This window comes from Alteromonas sp. 38 (genome assembly GCF_902506055.1).
Lineage (GTDB): Bacteria > Pseudomonadota > Gammaproteobacteria > Enterobacterales > Alteromonadaceae > Alteromonas > Alteromonas lipotrueae.
Genome location: NZ_LR733300.1, coordinates 2,411,549 through 2,434,446 on the forward strand (window position 1 = coordinate 2,411,549; position 22,898 = coordinate 2,434,446).

Sequence of the window (22,898 nt, forward strand, 5' to 3'; positions counted from 1 at the left end):
ACGCAGGGTAAATATCACAACGCTGGTGCAGAGAGCCATCAGCATTGCTCCACTTCACATTTTGATAACATCACCACTTTCCCAACTCTAAAAAAAACTCAATAAAATCATTAATTTAAATTTATTCTACTTCCTGACCAACTGGACAAGAAGCTGGCACTCATTGTGCTTTTACCCAGACAGAAAAATAAAAAAGTATAAAAAGCCTTTTAAAAGGTTATTAAAAATAGAGGAAACCATGATTAACACTACATTCAAGCTTAACCCACTAGCCCGTGCGCTAGCATTCGGTCTGACGTTGTCAGTGCCTTCAATCGCACTTGCACAAGAGGCTGAATCTGCGCCGAAAGACGCTGACGTTGAAAAAATTGAAGTAACAGGCTCTCTGGGCAGTTTGCCTGGTCAAGATGTTGAATCAGTTTTTGGTTTTGGAAAATCAATTCTTGAAACACCGCGTTCTGCATCAACGATTTCTCAAGAACAAATGGAGCGTTTTAACGTTTCAGACATTGATGAACTAGTGGCATTTGCTCCTGGTACATTTACCCAGTCATTCTTTGGTGTAGCTGGTTCACTTGATGTACGTGGTACGCCTGGTGAAACCTATTTCCGTGGCGTTAAACGCCTAGATAACCCAGGTAACTACCCTACGCCAATTGGTGCTTCAAGCCGAATTGATATTGTTCGTGGTCCAGCATCGCCAATTTACGGCCCGTCTAAAATTGGTGGTTACTTAAACTTTAACCCTAAATCTGCCCGTGCTTCATCTGGCCAGTATTTAGAAAAGCCTGAAGGCGCAATCTCTTACACGACGGGTTCGTGGGATAAGAGCGTGTTAACGGCAGAGGTTGGTGGTCCAGCACAGGTTGGCGATAAAACAGTCGGTTATTACCTGTACGGTGAAGTAGAAAACTCAGATAGTTACTACGAGAACACACAAACTGACCAAACTATTTTACAAGCCGCTTTCAACATAGATATTACTGATAACCTTCGTGTTGAATTTGGTGGTATGTACCACGATTACGATGGTAACCAAGTTGCTGGTTGGAACCGTTTAACACAAGAGCTAATCGACGACGGTACTTATATTACTGGTACTGCACAGCCACTTGATATAGACGGCGACGGCTCAATTAGTCACGAAGAGTATGGCGCAGTAAATATTGCGGGTAACAGCTTCTTCTACGTGCCTGGTGCTGCATTTACCGATGATGAAGCCACTGCCCTAATGGCACTTGAAAACGTAGGTACTACTACCCTAAGCGGTAGCCAAGTATTGGTTGCACCAGATGACCAATTGGGTAACGAAGCGATTACTTTCTACTTCGATACCATCTATTACGCAGACAACTGGGAAATTCGTAACCAGTTCTTCTACGATTCATACGATAACATTAACGAAAATGCGTATGGCTTCTCTCAATTCCACGATAGCTGGGTAATTGAAGATAAGATTGTTTTCGCTACCGAATATGAAAACGATAGCCTATTAGCACAATTCCAAATTTCTCCGTCAATTCGTTACACCGACTTTTTACACGGTGATGATTTTACGTACGAGTACTTTAACCGTCGTGACCTAACAATGGCATCATCGGCGCTTGATAGACGCTTGCTTTCTACTCGCTCTGGTATGAACTACGATAACTACGATGAAGGTAACTACCTTGATTTAGGTATTGGTGCCATGACCGACCTTACTTGGGATTGGGGCTTAAATCTTGTGCTTGGTGTACGTTACGACACCATTGATATCGAAACGACTTCACGTACCGACCTGCTACTTGGCGCAACTGGCGATGAAGTACCTGTATATGCTGAGGATACAGTAGGCGGTTGGTCTTGGAATACCAGTATTTCATACGAACTTCCGTTTGGCTTAATTCCTTACATCACGGCTGCTGAGCAAGCAACGATTGTTGCGGGTCAAGGTGCAGAAATTGGTGTTGGCCAACTAGAAGACGGTGCTTTCGATACGTCTGAGTTATTCGAGTTCGGTGTTAAAGGTTCATTGCTAGACGATACCCTTTACTTTGCACTTTCTTCATTTGAAATGGAAAGAACCGACTTTAGCAGCCAAAACACGGTTACTAACAACACCACAAACAACAAAGGTACTGAATTTGAACTTCGTTGGGTTGTTAACGAAAACTTAGTGATGTCTGCAGGCTACACGAACATTAAGGTTATTAACCTTACTGCACTTGAAAATGGTAGCCAGTTTGGTTTCCTTGGTGCTGAAGACTTAACAAGTCTTACCGATCCGTCGCTCGTGTTTGGTGGTAACGTGATTGGCTTGAACTTAATTGGTGAAGGCTTTGCTAACACTGATGCACGTAAAGCGGGTATCCCTGAAAACGTGTACACAGTAACGGCAACTTACGACTTCCAAAACGGTTATGCGGCTAACGTGAGTGTAGTTGACGTTGAAGAAGTAGCTTCTGGCTTCTCTGCTTCGGTAATGCTTCCAGCGTACACGCTAGTGAATGCAGGTGTTTCTTATCAGGCAGATGACTGGTCTGTAAACTTTACTGTTAAGAACTTAACTGATGAGCGTTATTTCCGCGCTAACTTCCCTGACTTGTTCGGTAGCCAAGTTGTGTTGCCAGAACTACCACGTCATTGGAGCGCGAAGTTCGCTTATAAGTTCTAAGACACTGCATTATAAGCTGTTGTAATAAAAATGTTATAAAGGTAAATCTACCCTCGTAGATTTACCTTTTTTTATACCTAAGAGGACAATTATTAATGCGCTATTTTGCTAATGCTATTCTCGCCCTTTCTTTTTTCGCTTCTGCTGGGCACTGCGCTGAAACAACCGATACTTCCCCTATTGAGATTAAAGCCGTTGTGGTTGCCATGTTTGAAATTGGTGAAGACGAAGGTGACAAACCTGGTGAATTCCAACTTTGGAAAAAAGGCCAAAAGCTTTCAACCCGCTATGCCCTGCCCCATGCTCACCATGATATTTTTGTTAATGAAGAAACCGGGGTATTAGGTATTGTAACGGGAATGGGTATAGCCCGCGCCTCGGCTGCTATTATGGCACTTGGTCTAGATCCTAGATTCGACTTAACGCATGCTTACTGGCTTGTAGCCGGTATTGCAGGTATGGATCCTGCTGACGGCACCATTGGCTCTGCAGTATGGACTGACTATGTGGTTGACGGCGACCTTGCTCATCAAATTGATGCACGTGAAATTCCAAGTGACTGGAAAACGGGCTACTTCCCGCTTTTCACTCACTCACCTTATGCTAACGCCGCATCAGTAAACCCAGAACAAGCGCCTAACGGCGAGGTTTACATTTTAAATGCCAGTTTAAGAGACTGGGCGTTTAACCTTACAAAAGATACAGCGTTACCCAATACACCCGCCATGGATAAATTGCGCGCGACTTATACGGGGTACCCTAATGCCCTTGCTGCCCCAACCATTATGACGGGTTCACATTTATCGGCATCTACATTTTGGCACGGCAAATTACTTAATGACTGGGCTAACGATTGGGTGGGCTACTGGACACAAAGCAAAGGTAACTTTGTCACGTCAGGCATGGAAGATTCAGCCACCTTACAAGCGCTTACTTACTTAGACAATGCTAACTTGGTTGATAAAGACCGTGTACTTATTCTTCGTACTGCCAGTAACTTTACCATGCAACCTGCAGGTTTGACCGCAGCGAAAAATCTTGAGCTAGAGAGTTCAGGGGAAGGCTACGCGGCATTGCAGTCGGCAGTAGAAGCAGCATACGCTGTAGGCGCTGTGGTTATTGAAGAAATTACAAAAAACTGGGATACAGTGAAAACTGACATGCCGGTTAAGCAATAGTCAAAAAATGAATATTAGGTGACAGCGGGGCCCGCTGTCACTGATGCATTTCAAGTGACTTACTTAGCAAGGCTTTCTTAAGTTCTAACGTGACTTTGCGTTGGTCGACTGGTTTACATAAAAACGCTGACATTCCCGCCTCTGTACACGCTTTTCTGTCATCTTCTGACGTATTAGCCGTAACTGCAATAATGCTACCTTGGCTGTGCATCAACCCCTCTTCAAGTATGACTTTGGTGGCTGACACCCCATCAAGCACCGGCATAGCACAATCCATGAAAATAAGGTCGTAGTCTTTTTCTCTGGCTTTCTGTACTGCAACTTCACCATCTTCAGCTTCATCGGCAATAAAGTTATATTTTTCCAACATTGAAGTAAGCACAATGCGGTTAATATCGTTATCGTCCACCACCAGAATAGACAATGGGATAGTGAGTAAACTTGATGGTAGGGCATCGTCGTGGTCAAGCAGGCCTTGCTTAGCATCTGTCAGGGTGACAGGAAGGACAATATCAAAGGTAGTGCCTACATTCCTTTCAGAGCGAATATCTATCTCGCCATCCATTTTGTCAACTAGCTGTTTTACGATAGAAAGCCCTAAGCCTGTTCCACTGCCTTTAATTGCCGATTGCTTTTGCCCTTGTATGAAAGGAGTGAACAACGAGGTTTTAGTGACCTCATCCATTCCCTCCCCCGTATCTTCTATAGAAATAAGCAAGTTAGGCTCAGTTAACGCTTCTCTAAGTGTTAACTGGATGGAAATGTGCCCTCGTGAAGTAAACTTAATGGCATTGTGCAGTAACTTAGAAATAATTTGCCCTATTCTATTGGCATCACCATTTATATAGGTATTCTCGGGGAACGACAAAACCGCGTATAAACGAAGGCCTTTTTCTTTGCACAAGGATTTAAATACATCAATCAACTCTTCTGCCATTGCACGCACGCAGAAGTGACTTTTCTTCAGTACAAGCTCGCCACTGGAAATTTCAGTGTAGTCTAAAACATCATCTATTAGCAGCAGTAAGCGGCTGGCGCTCTTAAGTGCTAAATCCGTTTTTCGCTCTCGAATATTCACTCGCTGCTCGAACTTTATGGCCTGTAGCATTCCCGTAATACCATTTAGCGGCGTTCTTAATTCATGACTGATACGAGATAACAAGTGACCCCGCTCTTTAAATGCAGCTTCTGCGTCTTTCTGTCTTTCCTCAAGTTCCAAGCGAAGCTTTACCGGCTTATCAACATTTTGAAACGTACCGAAAAGCCGAACACAATGACCTTCAAACATTTCAACCATACCGTGGTTTTCTACCCACACCGGGTTTCCCTTTGCGGTAATTATCTGCAAGGTAGCGGTCCATGGTTCGCCTGTTTCTATCGCGTGATTAACCAACCTTGTAATTTCATCGCGATCTGCCCCCTCTTTATAAAACTCAATTGCTGAGCCAAGTTCTGGCGTATAATTTTGAGGCACTTCATGAATAACACGGGTTTGAGAAGACCAAAAAAGTGCATTGTCGGCAATATCAACTTCCCATACACCTATGTTTGCCACTGACTGCAACTTTTCAAATAACTCAGCATGTTTGATTGAATTATCGTCTGCTCCACGTTCTTTTTGTAAAACGCTTTCTAGCCAGTTATCAAGTAACGATAACTTCCCTTTATCGAAAGAAAAATCTATACCTTCCACACTGTTTACCAGCATTAACACAAGGTGATAGTTACCAACACGATGAACACGGCCAATAATATAGTTTTTCGCCGATAAATTTTGCTCTGCCCACTGCTTAACCTCACCGCAGCTTGCGAACTGGCCAGCCGGAAGGGAGGTTATATCAACAGGAAAAGGGGGTAGGAGTAGTTGGTTAGGTGCAAGAGAAACATCGGCTTTGGCGATCACGTCGATATGCTCGCAAGTAACATGTAAAAGTATACCTTGCTGCATGGATAATATGTCGCAACCGGATTTAAGCACTTTCTCGAAGTTAAGTACCGTCGATGAAACGGAAATAGGGTACTTTTCTTTACTATTGAATTGTTGAGACATAGCAAACCGCCATCAAAATCAAGAAGCCCCCTGAGGGTCAGAAGAGCCACTACAGTTTTTACACTGCTCCATTACGGCAATGATAGTGGTTATTTCAAATAAAAAAAATTAAACAATAGGCTAGTTGTGAAAAGGGTAACACCATTTAACCGATAGCGCGGTTACGCCCAGCCTCTTTGGCTTCGAAGAGAAAAATATCAGCAGACTCTATAAGAGAAGATACACCATTATCTTGCAATTCATTAGCAGCTCTCACCGCAAAACCCGCGCTGAGGCTTAGCTTCCCCCCCTTGCCGGCATAATGCGTGATATTCTCACTTCTTATTGCAGCCACAATGTCTTCAGCAATTTTCTTAACCCCGTTCATGTCGGTGTAAGGTAATACCAGCATAAACTCTTCACCACCAAATCGAATGGCTGCATCTTTGGGACGGCGCGCATGCTCACCAATAACCCCTGCCACTTGTTGAAGGCAGATATCCCCTTGAAGGTGACCATAATTATCGTTATAGAGTTTGAAAAAATCGATATCCATCATGATGATACCGACAGTTCCATGGTCGCGAGCAACTTGCTTTACTAATAATGGAATTTCATTACTTAAGTACAGTCGGTTGTATAAGCCTGTTAACTGATCGTGAAAGGTCATTCTTTCAAGCAAATCTGTACGTAGCTTACCTTGCAAGTGGTTTTTTATGCGATGCACTAGTGTAGAGGCGGTAACCGGCTTCAACACAAAATCTGAGGCCCCCACTTCCCAACACTCATTTTCGGTTTCAACGTCAATAGTAGAGGTAACAAAAATAACAGGTATGTGGGCTGATTCAGTGCTTTCTTTTAAAGTACGACATACGGTAAGACCGTCAATATCAGGCATGTTCATATCTAACAGAATGAGGTCAGGCTTGTGTATAGCACAATGGCCAATTGCCTCTTTGCCGTTTGAAGCAGCAATGCAGGTAACGAAAGGCTCGAGTATGGAGGTAAGAAGCATTCTGCTAATAGGCTCATCATCGACCACGAGTACCTTACATGCCGAGTATGGTTTTAGTTCTAACTGCATAAATTTAACAGGACTATCTTAAGAAATTGAGGGGCAAACCGTAGTAGTCTCATATTACAACATTACTTACGGGATATTAACCCAAAAAGGAGAAACTTCCATCTTTTCATATTTTTAAAATTTACTGTTACGTCATTATTGTCGTTTGATTTAAAAACCGTGTGGTAAATTCATTTTCTGATATCGGCTTACACATGTAGTAGCCTTGACCATATTCACAGCCTAACTGCCTAAGCGTATGAAACTGCAATTCGGTTTCAAGCCCCTCTGCCACTAGAATCATATTAAGACAATTGGCGAGACGAACAATAGCAGTCACAATATCAAGCGCTTGGGGTTCGTTATTCATATCTTTTACGAACGATCGGTCAATTTTAAGTACGTTTAAAGGAAACTGACGTAAGTAGGATAAGCTTGAGTAGCCGGTGCCAAAATCGTCTAGTGCTAACGTAAGCCCTAATGAGGACAACGCCAGTAACATATTTCGCGTTAGGTCGAAATCGGCCATTAGTGCTGACTCTGTTACCTCTAGCTCTAACAGCTTTGGGTCGATTCCGGTCTTGACAATGACTTCCTCAACTTCTTTCGCAAAATTTGGATTTGCTATTTGCTGTGCTGACACATTAACCGCAATTTTAAACGGTTTATTCGCTTCAACACACTTAGCAATAAACTCACAGCTTTTTACCAAAACTTGCTTACCTAGGCGGTGAATTAACCCTGTTTCTTCAGACAATGGAATAAATTCATCTGGTGTAACAATACTTCCATCCTCATCATCAATCAATCTAACGAGGCTTTCTGCACCAACGACTTTGTTTAAGTTTAAATCATATTTAGGTTGGAAAAATATTGCCAAGCTGTTGTTATCAAGTGCTGTACGAAGTTTTACTTCCATTTCAACTCGTTTGCGCATGGCCAGTTGTAGATCTTTCGAGAAGAAGCTGAACTTGTCTTTGCCTGTCGCTTTTGCGCGATACATGGCGGTGTCAGAGTGGCGCATCATTTCTTCTGCACTAGAAGCATCTTGAGGGAACAAGCTAATACCAATACTCAAACTAAGTTGGTGATACTGACCATCAATATGAATAGGCTCTCTTGCACTTTGCAAACAGTTCATTGCCACTCCATCTACACTTAAACCACTAACATGAGTTAATAAACATGCAAACTCATCACCGCCCACCCTTGCGACCGTTGCTGACGGACCGCATGCTTGTTGAAGACGCTTCGATATAGACAAAATAATAGAGTCGCCGATTTTGTGACCTAGTGTATCGTTTAAATATTTAAAATTATCAATGTCTATTAGTAACAGTGCGATATTCGGCTGTGCTTTGTCGGTGTTATTAATACACTGAACAATTCTGTCGTGCAATAACACGCGATTAGGCAGGCCGGTAAGTTGATCGTGATTGGTGACATGGGTCATTTGTACAGCCATTGCCACAGATTCAGACACGTCTTGGAATACGAGCACGGCCCCTTTGACGTTTCCTTGCGTATCCAAAATAGGTGAAGCTGTATCTTCTACCCTACACTCTTTACCTTGCTTGCTAACTAACTTTACGTTGAACGCCATAGCAACAGGCCGCTTAACCTTCATGGTATATAACGCTGGGTTAATCACTTCAGCATTAGTCGTGGCATCTCGTAACTCCATAATGTCATCCACCATTCGCCCGCACGCTTCAAACTCATTAAAGCCAGTTAAGCGCTGAGCAACCGGGTTAATAAAAGTCACAAGACCTTCTGCGTCTGTGGCAATAACCCCATCAGCGATAGCATTAAGTGTAATATTTAGCTGCTTTTTTTCTTCGAGTACTCTTTCGTTATAAGTAGATAACTGTGATTTTTGGCGTTGCATTAGCAGGTGATTCTTTACCCGCATCCTACAAATTTCGATATCAATGGGCTTAGCAATAAAATCAATAGCACCCAATGCGAGTGCTTTTCGCTCATTTTCACTGTCGGTAAACGATGTAACAAAGAGTATCGGAATTTCTCGTAAACCCAAATCAGCCTTAACTGCCCTACAGATGTCAAACCCTGACCGCTTAGGCATACTGATATCAAGAACAATTAAATCGGGTTTATGAATTTGGACAAGTTGAAGGGCTTCTTGACTGTCGCTGGTACTAATTACGTTCGCTAAGCTATTTACAGCCGATTCTAAAATGACAATATTTACAGGTTCGTCATCAACAATAAGCACTTTTTGCGCACGCATATCCATAGCTGTCGTTTTTCCTATTTACTTTTTTCTCTATTTAGTATCGACTACGTTATACTTTTTGTTATTAGCCTTTAGTATATATTCGTCTATGCTAATATTATTAGTATTGCGATAATAGATTATGTACGCAAGGCTTAACTGATAAATCAACGTGTACAGCAAATACTATCACAACCACAAAGAGAAACTTAAAGGTGAATTTAATAAAACAATAGACAACCTTACTTTAAATAGCTCCACAATTAAATTTTAAATTTAAGTTTTAACTGTAAATTAACTACTTACACTTTTTAAATGGCTTATAAGGCAAAAAACGTTATGAATTTTGATAGTACGTCGCTTTGGCAATATGAAAAAGCATTACAACGTTTAGCGGGAAACCACGATCTTTTGAAACGCGTTGCAAAGATGTTTATTGATCAAATCGATGAAAAATACTTAACGCTTACTACAGCGGTTACAAATAGAGATCGCGAAGAAGTTCGCTTCACTAGCCATGCTATTAAGGGGGTTTCAGGTGATGTGGGTGCCGAGGTACTACGCCAGAAAGCTTCATCCATTGAAATATTATCGACAACAGACGATTGGGATGAGATTGAAGCACACGTTGAAGCGTTGGCATCAGTAATCGATGCCACTAAATCTGAAATGACTACCGCCTACGCTTAGAAAGAAGCAATAAGCGGCTTAACAGTTTAGCTTGTTAAAGAATGTATGTGAGCAATGTGTCGTTGCTTAATGTCATCCGGTAAAAAGCTAGCCGTAAAACTATTGATAGCAAGTTGCTTCACGTGTGCTTCTGTTACAGGTAGCGCATCACACAATGCAATATAATTATCATTTAAAAAACCACCAAAGTACGTCGGATCGTCTGAATTCACTGTGACCATTAAGCCCTCATCGAGTAACGATAAAATATTGTGCTTGGCTAGGTCATCTACCACACACAATTTCAGGTTACTCAACGGACACACGGTAAGAGGAATTTGATTATCGTTAATGTAAGCCATCAACTTTTCGTCTTCCTGGCATCTTACCCCATGATCAATCCGGTCAACGTTAAGCAAGTCTAACGCTTCCCAAATATATTCTGGCGGGCCCTCTTCACCTGCATGGGCAACTATTTTAAAACCAAGTGCTCGCGCTTCTTTAAATACCCGTTCAAATTTAGACGGCGGATGTCCCAGTTCAGAACTGTCTAAGCCAACCGCGTCTATGACACTGTAATAAGGTTTGGCGGCTTCAAGTGTGGCGAAGGCATCGCTTTCTGGTAGGTGCCTTAAGAAAGACATAATTAAATAACTGGAAATACCGTACTGCTTTTGTGCATCTTTCATGGCACGTAAAAAACCGGGCATGAAAACTTCAAACCCTATCCCTCTTGCGGTATGGGTTTGCGGGTCGAACATGATTTCGGTGTGTACCACGTTGTCTTCGTGGCAGCGAGTGAAATACGCCCACATTAATGCGTAAAAATCATCTTCATCAATGAGAACGCCCGCGCCGGCATAATATATATCGAGGAAGCTTTGAAGATTAGTAAATTGATAGGCGGCAGCTATCTCTTCAATGCTTTTATATGGCAACGTGATACTATGCTTGCTTGCCAGGTGCCACATAAGCTCAGGTGTTAGGCTGCCTTCTATATGCAAGTGCAGTTCAGCCTTCGGGAGTTTTTGAATTATTGTTGATAGCGACATGGCCCCTCACAGTTAGAAACGCACCATTTTGATGCAACTTGATCTTAATTAGTGCGCAACTTCTTTTCTAGCGTTGATTTAGTCAGGCGTTGTTATAACGCTTCCGATGTGAAATAGACGGTTTTTAAAACCTTTATTAGTTGATTTCACTGGCGTACCACTGACTTTGCGTATTCTGGCTATGATTACCGTAGCACAAAACGCACCAACAAACTGACTAAGTGGTCAAGTTTTTGCTTCATGCAACATCAAATAATGATAAATGACTCAACGCATAGAGAAATCTACATGTCTAATAACGTATTAGAGCGCCTGTTTAAGCTTCAGGCGCATGGAACCACAATAAAAACAGAAGTGGTAGCGGGGCTAACCACCTTTGCCGCCATGTCGTACATCTTAGTGGTAAATCCAGGGATCCTTGGCTTAAGTGGCATGCCTATCGAAGGATTAATTACGGTAACCGCGCTCGCTGCCTGCTTGGGTACTTTATTGATGGCGTTTATGACTAACTATCCCATTGCACTTGCGCCTGGTATGGGTTTAAACGCCTTTTTTGCTTTTACAATTTGTTTATCTCGAGAAATCCCGTGGGAAGCCGCGCTTGGAATAGTCTTTTGGAACGGTGTTCTCTTTTTAATTCTGTCCTTAACCGGGGTAAGAACTAAAATTGCGGAGTCTATTCCTCCGGCTCTAAAAATTGGTGTGCAATGCGGTATAGGGTTATTCATTGCCTTTATTGGGCTTAAAAATGCGGGCTTGGTTGTCGACCATCCTGCCACCTTTGTGAGTCTTGGTGATTTATCTGACCCTGCGGTAATGCTAGCGCTACTTGGAATTATTTTTACCATTGTCATGGTAGTAAAAAAAGTAACTGGCGGTATTCTTATTTCCATCGTGGTGCTAACGGTGATTGGTGCTTTCGTACCTACCGAAAATGGCATGTTAACCGCAACGCCACAAGCCATTATCGGCTTGCCGGAACCTATTTCGAACACCTTCATGGCAATGGACTTTTGGTATCCTATTGATCATATCGCTGAGACATGGGACTTAATATTCGCGCTTATGTTTGTGAACATGTTCGACACCATTGGTACCTTAATTGGGGTTTCTCGCCGTGCGAACCTTCTAGATAAAAACGGTAGATTACCTAAAATAGGGCCTGCCATGACCGCTGATGCATCAGCTAGTGTAGTGGGTGCTTTTATTGGCACTTCACCGGTAACCAGCTACGTAGAGTCTGCTACTGGGGCGTCTGCAGGTGGTAGAACAGGGTTAACTGCAGTAGTAGTTGCACTGTGCTTTGTGCTCGCTTTGTTCCTTACGCCATTAATGAAAGTTATTCCGTTGATGGCAACGACGCCTGCCCTCATTATGGTGGGTATATTGATGATGGAAGCCATACGTCAGATAGATTTCGATGATTTGGGCGCACTGGCTACCGCATCAGTGGCACTGTTGGCCATGCCACTAACGTTTAGTATCAGCGAAGGTATTGCCCTTGGGTTTATTACTTATGTCGGTATTAAGATGGGCACAGGGAAATTCAAAGAGGTGAGCGGATTAACCTACGTGTTAGCGGGTGTGTTTATACTGCGCTATATATTTGACCTAAAATAACAAGCGCAGACTTATGCTTAGCATATAAAAAAACGGTGAAGATAATCTTCACCGTTTTTTTGTGTTTTGCGTAATCTATTTAGGCTACTTAGATTATGTAAATTACATAGATTGGGCTTTCTACCCCTACTCTAAACCGTCGTAGCTAAAGGTAACGGCTTTATCACCCATAAAGACTATCTTTACGTGCTTCGCTTCTTCGTTACCCCAAATACAAGACACTGCGCCCATGGTTTTTGCGCAATTATCTGCAGCCCCTATCACCGATGACACTTCATCTTGAGACATACCCATTTTTAATTTGTCGTAGTTTTCCTGATTTAGCTTCGAACAGCCCGTTAACACGAGCGCTGTTAATAAACACAAGGCAATTTTTACTTTCATTTTTATATCTCCAGTTTATATAGCGTAGCTTGCTTCTTATAGCTTTACACTTTACTGGGATTTTTCAACCAAAGGATGTTCTGCTAACCAATGTCTCGCAATGTCTTCACGAGTAGCAAGCCACACTTTGTCGTGAGATTGCACATATTCAATAAAACGTTTCAATGCCGCCATTCTCGCTGGCCGCCCTAAAATACGGCAATGCATGCCTATCGAAAGCATTTTAGGTGCTTCACTGCCCTCTTCGTATAACACATCGAATGCATCTTTTAGATATTGAAAAAATTGCTCGCCACTATTGAAACCTTGTGGAGCAGCAAAGCGCATATCATTGGTATCTAACGTATAAGGCACCATTAAAAGGGGCTTGCTGTAATGATTATCAAAATAAGGTAAATCATCGGCATAAGAATCGGCACAATAAAGTATGTCATCACGCTCAGCTATCAATTTGAGCGTGTTAGGGCTGGTACGCCCTGTATACCAGCCAACCGGCTTCTTGCCAGTAAGTTGCTCATGCAACATGATAGCGTCGTCTATTTCTTTTCGTTCAGTCGCTTCATCCATATCTTGATAATGCACCCAACGCATAGCGTGACTCGCAATTTCCCATTTAGCATCTAACATGGCTTGCACGGCATCTGGGTGACGTTGCATGGCCATAGTGATACCAAAAACCGTTACCGGAATATTGTAGCTGGTGAGCAAACGATGAAGTCGCCAGAACCCCGCTCGACTGCCGTATTCGTAAATAGACTCCATACTAAGGTGTCTATCATTAAATGCTTGTGCCCCAATTATTTCAGACAAAAAGGTTTCGGAGTGCGCATCACCATGAAGCACGCAGTTCTCACCACCTTCTTCATAATTTAAAACAAACTGGAGCGCAATTTTAGCGCCGTTCGGCCAATTGGCCTTAGGTACATCAGCCCCGTAACCTATAAGGTCGCGAGGGTAAGTATGGGAATTATTCGACATCAACATTCTCAATATAACGACTTGGCACTGGCAGGTTGCACCCACCTAGCACCAATTGAATTAATTGGCGTGTGGCCGTTTCAAAATCGGCCTTAATCATTTTACGACCACGAAGACGGGTAATTTGAGCAGAAAAGTCTGCATAATGCTGGGTGCTAGCCCAAATGGTGTAAAGTAAATATTCGCCATCAAGCTGAGGAAGTTTACCTACTTCAATCCACTGGTCGATAAGTGCTAAGCGCCCTTCCATCCATTTGGCATGTTCTTCATCAAAATAACCGGTTAAGTTCTGCGCACCGTTAATAATTTCCATCGCAAATATTTTAGACGCTTGGGGATGGGTGCGAGATACTTCCATTTTTTCTGTAATGTACGCAGCTAACACTTCAGCGGGGTCGTCATCTACAGTGGCTCTGTCGAAATGGGAATTCCACAACGACAGTGTTTCTTCTAACACTGCCACATACAATTCTTGCTTCGTTTTAAAATAATAAAGCACATTGGTTTTAGGCAGTTTCGCTTCATCTGCAATTTTTTGAACCGCAGTACCTTTGAAACCGAACTGGGCGAAACATTTTTCAGCCGCCTGCAGAATGTTTCTTTTGTTTGTGGCGCCTACTCCTGCGTCTGTGTCTCTTAATTTGATCATCGTTGTTATTTTATCCTTCACTACACGTCTGGCATCCGTTTGTATTACGTTATCACGGTTTTAGCGTAAAACAGAAAACGTAAACACTATACCGTTACCTCTACTTAACTTCGTGTTCTTTATATTAAACCTTGCACGATTCTTGCCTGTATGACATCAACAAGTATGCAGTTTTGCTTACCAAATCAGGGGCTATTCTCAGGGAAGCCTTTTTTTTAAAGCAATTTTTTGACCAAATGGTCTACTTTTCTGTCAAGAATACCGCTATATTAATGGATATATCAATGAAAACAGTGATGAGGTGCGGGTATGATTCGCTTTCTTATTAATCAACAACTCGTTGAATTGGACGATACCCGGGCTGACCTAACGTTACTCCAATTCTTACGCGAGCACAGGAAACTTACCGGTACCAAAGAGGGTTGTGCTGCAGGCGATTGCGGTGCGTGTACCGTTGTGATTGCCGAGCCTACTCCACAGTTCGATGGGTTACATTACCGTACAGTAAACAGTTGTATAACCTTAATGTCGGCTGTGCATGGAAAACAACTTATTGCGGTTGAGCACTTAACTCAAGGCAACACATTACACCCTGTACAACAAGCACTTATCGACTTTCATGGTTCGCAGTGTGGCTTCTGTACACCGGGGTTTATTATGTCGATGTTTGCTTTGTATCATCAAGAGGGTACGCCAAATCGCGACGATGTTCTGCATGCACTTTCGGGCAACTTATGCCGCTGTACCGGCTATCGCCCTATCATTGATGCGGCGCTATCAGTATGTGGAAACACACCTGACGACGCATTTTCACGTAACACGCCCAGCACGCTAAGTTCATTAAAGCAACTGGCTGGAACCCCCTTACTGGGTACGAGCAACTTGCTTGTTCCTGATACTCGCGCAGCGCTGGCCCATGCTATCGCACTGCATCCTGATGCACTATTAGTCGCTGGCAGTACCGATTTGAGTTTGATGTTTACTCAACAACTCAAAGATGTGAGCACATTAATCAGCTTGGCTGGGGTAAAATCGCTAAATGGATGCACTGCAAACGAACATTCGATCACCTTTGGTGCAACCACGCCATTAAGTGATTTGACGCAACCTTTACTGGCGCACTTTCCCCAGTTAGCAGAGTTGATTACCCGATTTGCTTCACTACCTATTCGTAACCAAGCTACCTTGGGCGGTAACGTGGCTAACGCTTCCCCTATTGGTGATATGCCGCCTGTATTGCTAGCATTAAACGCGGTGCTGCATATTGATAACGGCACACAAACGCGCGCTGTACCTGTAGACGCCTTTTTTACCGGCTATCGACAAACGGCGCTAGAAAAAGGCGAATGGCTATCTGCCATTGAAGTTCCTTACCTAACACAAAATGAATTGGTCGCGGCTTACAAGATTTCAAAACGTATGGAAGATGACATTTCTGCCGTATGTGCTGTATTCAACGTAACGCTTAATAACGGCAAGGTTGAAGGCGTTAGTACTGGCTTTGGCGGTGTTGCCGCAACACCAGCTAGCTGCGAGGCGCTTAATAGCGCATTAAAAGGCAAACAGTGGGCAAGTAGCGAATGCTTGAATATTGGTAAACAGATTTTAAGCGAAGCCTTTGCACCGATAGATGATGTAAGGGCCAGCGCAGAATATCGTAAAACAGTACTGGCTAATTTATGGCATCGGTTCTGGCTAGAGCATCAAAACACTAGCCAAGCAGGCAGTCATAGCAGCAACAAGATTGAAACTCGGGTGGTGCAACATGCGTAAACTTATCGATAGCGCGAAAGATTCAGCCTCAACACAGGTTGTTCATACGTCGGTAAAGCATGAAAGTGCTGCTAGACAGGTTCAAGGTAGTGCGAAATATATTGACGATTTGGTAGAGCCGCACGGCACGCTGTACGCCGCTGTGGGCACCAGCCAGTGCGCGGCGGGTATTATTGAAACTATGGATTTATCTGCCGTACGTGCAAGCGAAGGTGTGGTAGATGTTATTACCATCGATGATGTACCTGGTCATAAAGACATTGGGCCTGTTTTTGAAGGCGATCCGTTACTCGCCAATGGTGAAATTAAGTTTTACGGCCAACCGTATTTTGCTGTTCTTGCCACCTCGGTGCACTTAGCGCGAAAAGCGGCACTAAAGGGCACCATTAAGGTTATTCCTACTGCAGGCGTATTTACCACCGAAGAAGCACACAAACACGAGCGCTTTGTTCGCCCTACTCACAAGTTCGGCCAAGGTGATGCTGATACTCAACTGGCCACTGCGCCTTTGAGCTGTAAAGGCCATCTCTCTATTGGCGGCCAAGAACATATGTATCTTGAAGGACAAGTATCTCTGGCTATCCCAGATGAAGATGGCCGTATGAAGGTGTATACCTCAAGCCAACATCCTAGCGAAGTACAAAAACTGGTTGCTGAAGTGCTCAATATTAAGCTGCATCATGTGATGGTAGATATGCGCCGCATGGGTGGCGGGTTTGGCGGAAAAGAAACCCAAGCTGCCCAGTGGGCGTGTTTGGCGTCTTTGTTAGCGTCTCGCAATCAGTGTGCAGTGAAGTGCCGATTACCCCGCAGCACAGATATGCATGTAACAGGTAAACGCCACCCTTTCGATAACAGCTTTGAGGTTGGCTTTAACGAAAACGGTAAAATTGTTGCTACAAAAGTAGATATTAACGGTAACTGTGGGCATTCACCTGACTTGTCTGACGCTATTGTCGACAGAGCCATGTTTCATGCCGATAACGGTTACTTTTTGGGTGCAAGCTACATTGTAGGTCATCGCTTGCAAACTAACATGGTATCGCACACCGCTTACCGTGGTTTTGGTGGGCCGCAAGGAATGATCATGGCTGAAGCCATGATGGATGCCATGGCACGCAAACTGGAAGTAGACCCGCTCACTGTACGTAAACAAAACCTGTACGGGCCAGAAACTGGCACGACTACCCCTTATGGCATGGAAGTAGAGCACAACCTATTGCCAGAAATGATAGCTAAACTTGAAAAAGACGCCGATTATTGGGCACGTAGAAACGCGATTACCGACTTTAACCGCAATAGCCCTGTTATTAAGAAAGGCCTAGCCCTTACTCCGGTTAAGTTTGGTATTTCCTTTACTGCAAAACACTTAAACCAAGCAGGCGCACTGGTACATATTTATACCGACGGTAGCATTCAAGTGAATCATGGCGGCACAGAAATGGGCCAAGGCTTACACACCAAAATAGCCCAAATTGCAGCGAATGAGTTTGGTGTGTCGATGGACATGATAGAGGTGACTGCCACCCGCACCGATAAAGTACCGAACACATCGCCAACGGCGGCGTCGAGCGGCACAGATCTAAACGGTAAAGCGGTGCAAAATGCCTGCATAACGTTAAAACAACGCCTTGCGCAGTGCTTTGCTACCGAGCTAGGTATGCCAGAGCAAGCCGAAAAGGTACAGTTTACTGCCGGTAACCTAGTGCTAGGTGAACATCAAAAAGCCTTTAGCGATTTAGTTCAGGCGGCGTATTTTGATCGTGTGTCATTATCGGCCAATGGTTTTTATAAAACCCCTAAACTACATTACAATCGCGAAACTGGCGATGGCCGCCCGTTTTTCTATTTCTCTTATGGCGTGTCGGTAAGTGAAGTATCTGTTGATACCTTAAGTGGTGAGTACTGCGTTGATAAAGTAGACATACTCCACGATGTAGGTAATAGCTTGAACCCTGCTATTGATATTGGCCAAATAGAAGGTGCTTTCATTCAAGGCATGGGCTGGCTGACTACCGAAGAACTAGTGTGGAATAACGATGGTCGCTTAACCAGTGAAAACATGGCCACCTATAAAATTCCTGCTATTGGCGATACCCCTAAACATTTTGATGTGAAACTTTTTGGCAGAGAGAATGCTGAAGACAGTATTTACCATTCAAAAGCCGTAGGAGAACCCCCCTTCATGCTAGCAATTTCGGTATGGTGTGCTTTGAAAGATGCCATTTCAAGTATTTCTGGTTACACCCAAGATCCACAATTAGATACACCTGCCACGCCAGAGCGTGTACTGAATGCCGTAATGCAGCTGCAACAAGCAACACACTCTCAATCGGTTCAGAACGCGCAACAGGAAACGCAATGAAAGTGAGCACATGGTACGAAGCGGTAGCGCAGTGTCAACAAGACGGTGCGCCCTACGTTATTGTGACGGTCATTAGTATTGCTGGCTCCACACCCCGTGAAGCCGGAAGCAAAATGGTGGTTACCGATGCACAAAGCATTGATACCATCGGCGGCGGGCATTTAGAATTCGACGCAATCAAAACAGCCCGTGAGATGCTAAGCGGCGGTAGTCGTAGTAAAGAGAGTGCAAGCACAGAAATACGTTCATACCCCCTTAGCAGTAAGCTAGGGCAATGCTGTGGCGGTGCTGTTAAAGTGTTGTTTGAAGTGTGCAATCGCCATGCGCAGCACATCGCTATTTTCGGTGCAGGCCATGTGGCAAAAGCACTGGTACCTATTTTAGCCCAGCTTCCACTTCGTATTTCCTGGATTGATAGTCGTGAAGATTTGTTCAGTCACCCGCTGCCGGCAAACGTCAAAATGGTGGTAGAAGAAGCGCCAGAGACTGAAGTACGGGGGCTGGAAGAAAATACCTGGTTGGTGATATTGACTCACGATCATCAACTCGATTACCGCATTACCGAGCAAGCATTAAAATACCCTGCGTTACCCTTTGTTGGCCTTATTGGTTCACAAACCAAAGCCAAGCGTTTTATCACTAAATTGGAACACCGTGGTTTTAATGAAAGTGATTTAGCGCGCTTAGCAACCCCTATTGGCGATACTTCAATACCCGGCAAGCGTCCTATTGAAGTGGCGGTATCTATTGCTTCACAAATTATCCAGCGTTTACACGCCGGTGAAGACAATGTTGAAGATGCTACGGTGACTAACGTCGATAGATTTAACAATAAGGAACATAATGTATGACCTTAAACGAACTTAATACCCTATCGACCAGTGCTGCTACCGGTTGGTTTCAACAAACCTGCGCAGCACAGTCGTGGATTTACAGCATGGTGAACGCCCGCCCTTTTGGCACCGTTAACGATGTAAAAGAATATGCCAAAACCGCATGGGCAAAATGCGGCAAGGAAGACTTTTTAGAGGCATTCACCGCCCACCCAATGATTGGCGATGTAGATTCGCTGCGTAAAAAGTTTGCCAACACGAAAACCATTGCCAGCGGAGAACAATCAGGCACAGCCAGTGCGTCAGAAGCTACGCTGCTTACGCTAAAAGAAGCGAACCAAGCGTATCTTGATAAGCATGGTTTTATTTTTATTATTTGTGCCACAGGGCTTTCGGCCGACGCGATGCTTAGCGCCTTGCAAGCGCGATTACCGAACAGCACCAATGAAGAAATTCGCACAGCAGCCCAAGAACAAATTAAAATTACCTTGTTACGCTTAGACAAAGCGTTAACTGCCAAGGACGAAAATTAATGAATACCTTATCAAGTCATGTATTAGACACCACATCGGGCAAGCCAGTAGAAGGTATTGCGCTTACTCTTACTTTGCCTAATGGCGATGTACTTACCGGTAAAACCGATAACGACGGACGCTTTAACCAATGGGGTCAGACATTCGAAGCCGGTGTGTATACATTGCGTTTTCACAGCCATGACTACTTAATTGCTACCCATGGGAAGAGCTTTTACCCCCATATAGATATAGCGTTTGAACTTGAAAGTGACGGCGGCCATTACCATGTGCCTTTGCTTATCTCTCCTTTTGGTTTTAGCAGTTATAGAGGCAGCTAAATATAATGCAGCTTTTTCGTGCGAATATTGCACACTTTCCAACACCTAGTACTACGTCATCTTCCTTAGTGGAAGATATTAGTGTTATTTACGATGGCGGCTTGGTTATTGATGGCAAAAAAATTATCGCCACTGGCGGGTATATCACGATGCGTGAGCAGTACCCTGATGCAGTGTTACATGATCATAAAGACAGCTGGATTTTACCTGGGCTAATAGACAGCCATTTGCACTACCCACAAACTGAAAGTATTGCTAGCTATGGTGAGCAGCTATTAAGTTGGCTTGAAAACTATACTTTTCCTACCGAAAAGCAGTTTGCCAGCGTGGAGCATGCCCAAAAAATTGCCAAGGTGTTTTTGCAACAATTGTTGAAGAACGGCACAACGACTGGCTTCGTTTTTTCATCGGTACACCAAGGGTGTTGTAATGCCTTGTTTAGTGCCGCCAGTGAAATAGACATGGCGATAGTGGCAGGTAAAGTGTGCATGGACAGAAACTGCCCTGCGGACCTACAAGATTGCCCCGACACTGCACAAAAAGACAGCGCCGTGTTAATTGAAAATTGGCACAACACCGGCCGAAATCGCTACGCGATCACCCCTAGGTTTGCGCCGACTAGCTCTGAAGCGCAATTGGCAGCTTTAGGTGAACTGGCAACCCAATTTAAAGATGTCTTTGTGCAAACGCATTTGTCTGAAAATGTAGATGAAATTGCATGGGTGAAATCTTTATTCCCGAGGGCATCTGGATACTTAGACGTTTACGATAAGTACAACTTAGTACGCCCCCGTTCGGTATTTGGTCATGGTATTCACCTTTCTAGCGATGAATGGCAACGATTAGGTGAAGCGGATGCAACCTTAGCGTTTTGCCCTACCTCGAATCTATTTTTAGGTAGCGGGTTGTTTGATATGCAAACCGCACGGGCCAATAATGTGCATGTAGCATTGGCCACCGATGTTGGCGCTGGCACCAGCTTTAGTATGTTAAAAACCTATGGCGATGCGTATAAAGTTAGCCAGTTGCGCCACGCGCCTATCTGCCCAATCGAAGGGTTTTACTTGATGACCCAAGGCGCTGCGGTAGCACATAAATTAGATGACGAGATTGGAAACTTAAACCCCAATACGGTTGCCGATTTTATTATTGTAACGCCCCGTTATGATGAACTCATGGAATTACGAATTAAGCCTAATGCTGAATTTGACGATGTCTTTTTTGCACTCAGTATATTGGGTGATGACCGCGCTATTGCAGAGACCTGGATAAGCGGTCAATGCTGTTATAATAAGAAGGAAACACACTATGCCATGGCTTGATTGGATAAGCTTATTTGTACGCTGGTTTCACGTAATTGCCGGTGTGGCGTGGATTGGTGCGTCGTTCTATTTTGTCTGGTTAGACAATAATTTGCGCACCCCGCCTAAGTGGAAAGAAGATAAAGGCATTAAAGGCGATTTATGGGCTATACATGGCGGCGGCTTTTATGAAGTAGCCAAGTATGCTTATGGCCCAGAAAAAATGCCTGAAACCTTACACTGGTTCAAATGGGAAGCTTATACCACCTGGCTATCAGGCTTTGCGCTACTCATCATAGTGTATTACTTTGGCGCTTCGGCGTATTTGATTGACCCTCAAGTCAACAATATGTCGCCCTCGATGGCAATATCTTTAGGCCTTGGACTTATTTTTGGTGGCCTTGCCATCTACGAATTGGCCTGCAGAAGCCCATTGGCTAAATACCCTATTGTCTTTGCGTTATGTCTAGTCTCGCTTATTTGTGTAGTCACTTATCTATCAACACAATGGTTTAGTGGTCGTGGGGCTTACATTCATGTTGGGGCGTTAATTGGCACTATTATGGTGGGTAATGTGTTTTTCAACATTATGCCCAACCAACGTAAAATGGTTGCTGCGGTACAAGCAAAAGAAAGTATCGACCCACAGTGGGGCGCAGGCGCTAAATTGCGTTCGATGCACAATAACTATTTCACCTTACCGTTATTGTTCATCATGATTTCAAATCATTACCCTATGACCTATCAGCATGAGCAAAATTGGTTAGTGCTTATTGCATTAATGGCGGCTGCCGCGTGGATTCGACATTTCTTCAACCTACGTCATGTTGGCAAAACTAAACCATCGATATTAGTAACAGGTGCTGTTGCTATGCTTGCCATAGCTCTTTGGGTTTCGTGGCCGAAAACGCCAGCGAATGTTGAGGTAGCGGGTACTGAAAATGAAAGTGTAGCCGTGGTAACTAATGAACGAGTAACCGAGCTTGTGAATACCCATTGTGTAGGCTGTCATTCACGTACCCCAACTGATGATATATTCAAAGTGGCCCCGCTAGGTGTGGTGCTAGATAGCTGGGAAGATATCACTCGTTATGCACCTCAGTTAGTAAGACGCACTACCGTGACCAAAGACATGCCGTTTTTAAATAAAACCGGCATGACCGATGACGAGCGGGCTGAAATAGCGGCGTGGTTTGCCACAACGCATGCCAATAAGGAAAACTAAAACCTAACTGGGCAATTTAACATTGCCCTTCATG

18 protein-coding genes are annotated in these 22,898 nt (G+C 43.8%); 11 read left to right on the forward strand and 7 right to left on the reverse strand.

Annotated elements, in window-relative coordinates:
- Positions 1 to 238 precede the first annotated feature (238 nt).
- Entirely contained in the window at positions 239 to 2,656 is a 2,418-nt protein-coding gene (locus FLAVO9R_RS10430) for a TonB-dependent siderophore receptor (protein WP_159531060.1), read from the forward strand.
- A 95-nt stretch (positions 2,657 to 2,751) separates the two neighbouring features.
- Positions 2,752 to 3,834, forward strand: a complete 1,083-nt coding sequence (locus tag FLAVO9R_RS10435; protein WP_159531062.1) for a purine nucleoside permease — start codon at positions 2,752 to 2,754, stop codon at positions 3,832 to 3,834.
- 37 nt (positions 3,835 to 3,871) lie between these two features.
- Here FLAVO9R_RS10435 and FLAVO9R_RS10440 read toward each other — a convergent pair whose 3' ends face one another.
- From FLAVO9R_RS10440 to FLAVO9R_RS10450, 3 genes are all read right to left on the reverse strand, one after another.
- Positions 3,872 to 5,884, reverse strand: a complete 2,013-nt coding sequence (locus FLAVO9R_RS10440; protein ID WP_159531064.1) for an ATP-binding protein — start codon at positions 5,882 to 5,884, stop codon at positions 3,872 to 3,874.
- Positions 5,885 to 6,029: 145 nt separating this feature from the next.
- Positions 6,030 to 6,947, reverse strand: coding sequence for a diguanylate cyclase (locus FLAVO9R_RS10445; protein WP_159531066.1), 918 nt, complete (start codon positions 6,945 to 6,947; stop codon positions 6,030 to 6,032).
- A 127-nt stretch (positions 6,948 to 7,074) separates the two neighbouring features.
- The gene (locus FLAVO9R_RS10450; protein ID WP_159531067.1) at positions 7,075 to 9,183 is read right to left on the reverse strand and encodes a putative bifunctional diguanylate cyclase/phosphodiesterase; all 2,109 of its coding nucleotides are present in this window, start codon (positions 9,181 to 9,183) and stop codon (positions 7,075 to 7,077) included.
- Positions 9,184 to 9,501: 318 nt separating this feature from the next.
- Here FLAVO9R_RS10450 and FLAVO9R_RS10455 point away from each other — a divergent pair, with 318 nt between their 5' ends.
- Positions 9,502 to 9,852: an Hpt domain-containing protein gene (locus tag FLAVO9R_RS10455; RefSeq protein WP_159531069.1), complete on the forward strand. Its 351-nt coding sequence runs from the start codon at positions 9,502 to 9,504 to the stop codon at positions 9,850 to 9,852.
- Between the two features lie 26 nt (positions 9,853 to 9,878).
- On the opposite strand, the gene FLAVO9R_RS10460 is transcribed toward FLAVO9R_RS10455, so the two are convergent.
- On the reverse strand, positions 9,879 to 10,883 hold the full coding sequence (locus FLAVO9R_RS10460) for an adenosine deaminase (RefSeq protein WP_159531071.1): 1,005 nt from the start codon (positions 10,881 to 10,883) through the stop codon (positions 9,879 to 9,881).
- 288 nt (positions 10,884 to 11,171) lie between these two features.
- On the opposite strand from FLAVO9R_RS10460, the gene FLAVO9R_RS10465 reads away from it, so the two are divergent.
- A complete protein-coding gene (locus FLAVO9R_RS10465) occupies positions 11,172 to 12,503 on the forward strand; it encodes an NCS2 family permease (RefSeq protein ID WP_159531073.1) in 1,332 nt (443 codons plus the stop codon).
- A 126-nt stretch (positions 12,504 to 12,629) separates the two neighbouring features.
- Here the strand turns inward: FLAVO9R_RS10465 and FLAVO9R_RS10470 are convergent, their stop codons facing one another.
- The 3 genes from FLAVO9R_RS10470 to FLAVO9R_RS10480 are packed head-to-tail and all read right to left on the reverse strand — an operon-like array spanning position 12,630 to position 14,514.
- Positions 12,630 to 12,887 (reverse strand): DUF3862 domain-containing protein, encoded by a 258-nt coding sequence (locus tag FLAVO9R_RS10470; RefSeq protein WP_159531075.1) that lies wholly within the window; start codon positions 12,885 to 12,887, stop codon positions 12,630 to 12,632.
- 51 nt (positions 12,888 to 12,938) lie between these two features.
- Positions 12,939 to 13,865, reverse strand: coding sequence for an allantoinase PuuE (gene puuE / locus FLAVO9R_RS10475; RefSeq protein WP_159531077.1), 927 nt, complete (start codon positions 13,863 to 13,865; stop codon positions 12,939 to 12,941).
- Complete coding sequence (locus FLAVO9R_RS10480; RefSeq protein ID WP_159531079.1) at positions 13,855 to 14,514, reverse strand: TetR/AcrR family transcriptional regulator; 660 nt, start codon at positions 14,512 to 14,514, stop codon at positions 13,855 to 13,857. The genes puuE and FLAVO9R_RS10480 overlap by 11 nt, the downstream gene beginning before the upstream one ends.
- A 309-nt stretch (positions 14,515 to 14,823) precedes the next feature.
- Here FLAVO9R_RS10480 and xdhA point away from each other — a divergent pair, with 309 nt between their 5' ends.
- The 7 genes from xdhA to FLAVO9R_RS10515 are packed head-to-tail and all read left to right on the forward strand — an operon-like array spanning position 14,824 to position 22,864.
- Positions 14,824 to 16,287, forward strand: a complete 1,464-nt coding sequence (xdhA, locus tag FLAVO9R_RS10485; protein WP_159531081.1) for a xanthine dehydrogenase small subunit — start codon at positions 14,824 to 14,826, stop codon at positions 16,285 to 16,287.
- Positions 16,280 to 18,652, forward strand: coding sequence for a xanthine dehydrogenase molybdopterin binding subunit (xdhB, locus tag FLAVO9R_RS10490; protein WP_159531083.1), 2,373 nt, complete (start codon positions 16,280 to 16,282; stop codon positions 18,650 to 18,652). Before xdhA ends, xdhB begins: the two co-directional genes overlap by 8 nt.
- On the forward strand, positions 18,649 to 19,503 hold the full coding sequence (gene xdhC / locus FLAVO9R_RS10495) for a xanthine dehydrogenase accessory protein XdhC (protein WP_159531085.1): 855 nt from the start codon (positions 18,649 to 18,651) through the stop codon (positions 19,501 to 19,503). The genes xdhB and xdhC overlap by 4 nt, the downstream gene beginning before the upstream one ends.
- On the forward strand, positions 19,500 to 20,018 hold the full coding sequence (gene uraD / locus FLAVO9R_RS10500) for a 2-oxo-4-hydroxy-4-carboxy-5-ureidoimidazoline decarboxylase (protein WP_159531087.1): 519 nt from the start codon (positions 19,500 to 19,502) through the stop codon (positions 20,016 to 20,018). Before xdhC ends, uraD begins: the two co-directional genes overlap by 4 nt.
- Positions 20,018 to 20,338, forward strand: a complete 321-nt coding sequence (gene uraH / locus FLAVO9R_RS10505) for a hydroxyisourate hydrolase (protein ID WP_159531089.1) — start codon at positions 20,018 to 20,020, stop codon at positions 20,336 to 20,338. Before uraD ends, uraH begins: the two co-directional genes overlap by 1 nt.
- Positions 20,339 to 20,343: 5 nt before the next feature.
- Complete coding sequence (guaD, locus tag FLAVO9R_RS10510) at positions 20,344 to 21,660, forward strand: guanine deaminase (protein WP_159531091.1); 1,317 nt, start codon at positions 20,344 to 20,346, stop codon at positions 21,658 to 21,660.
- Positions 21,647 to 22,864, forward strand: a complete 1,218-nt coding sequence (locus FLAVO9R_RS10515; RefSeq protein WP_159531093.1) for a urate hydroxylase PuuD — start codon at positions 21,647 to 21,649, stop codon at positions 22,862 to 22,864. The genes guaD and FLAVO9R_RS10515 overlap by 14 nt, the downstream gene beginning before the upstream one ends.
- Positions 22,865 to 22,898 lie beyond the last annotated feature (34 nt).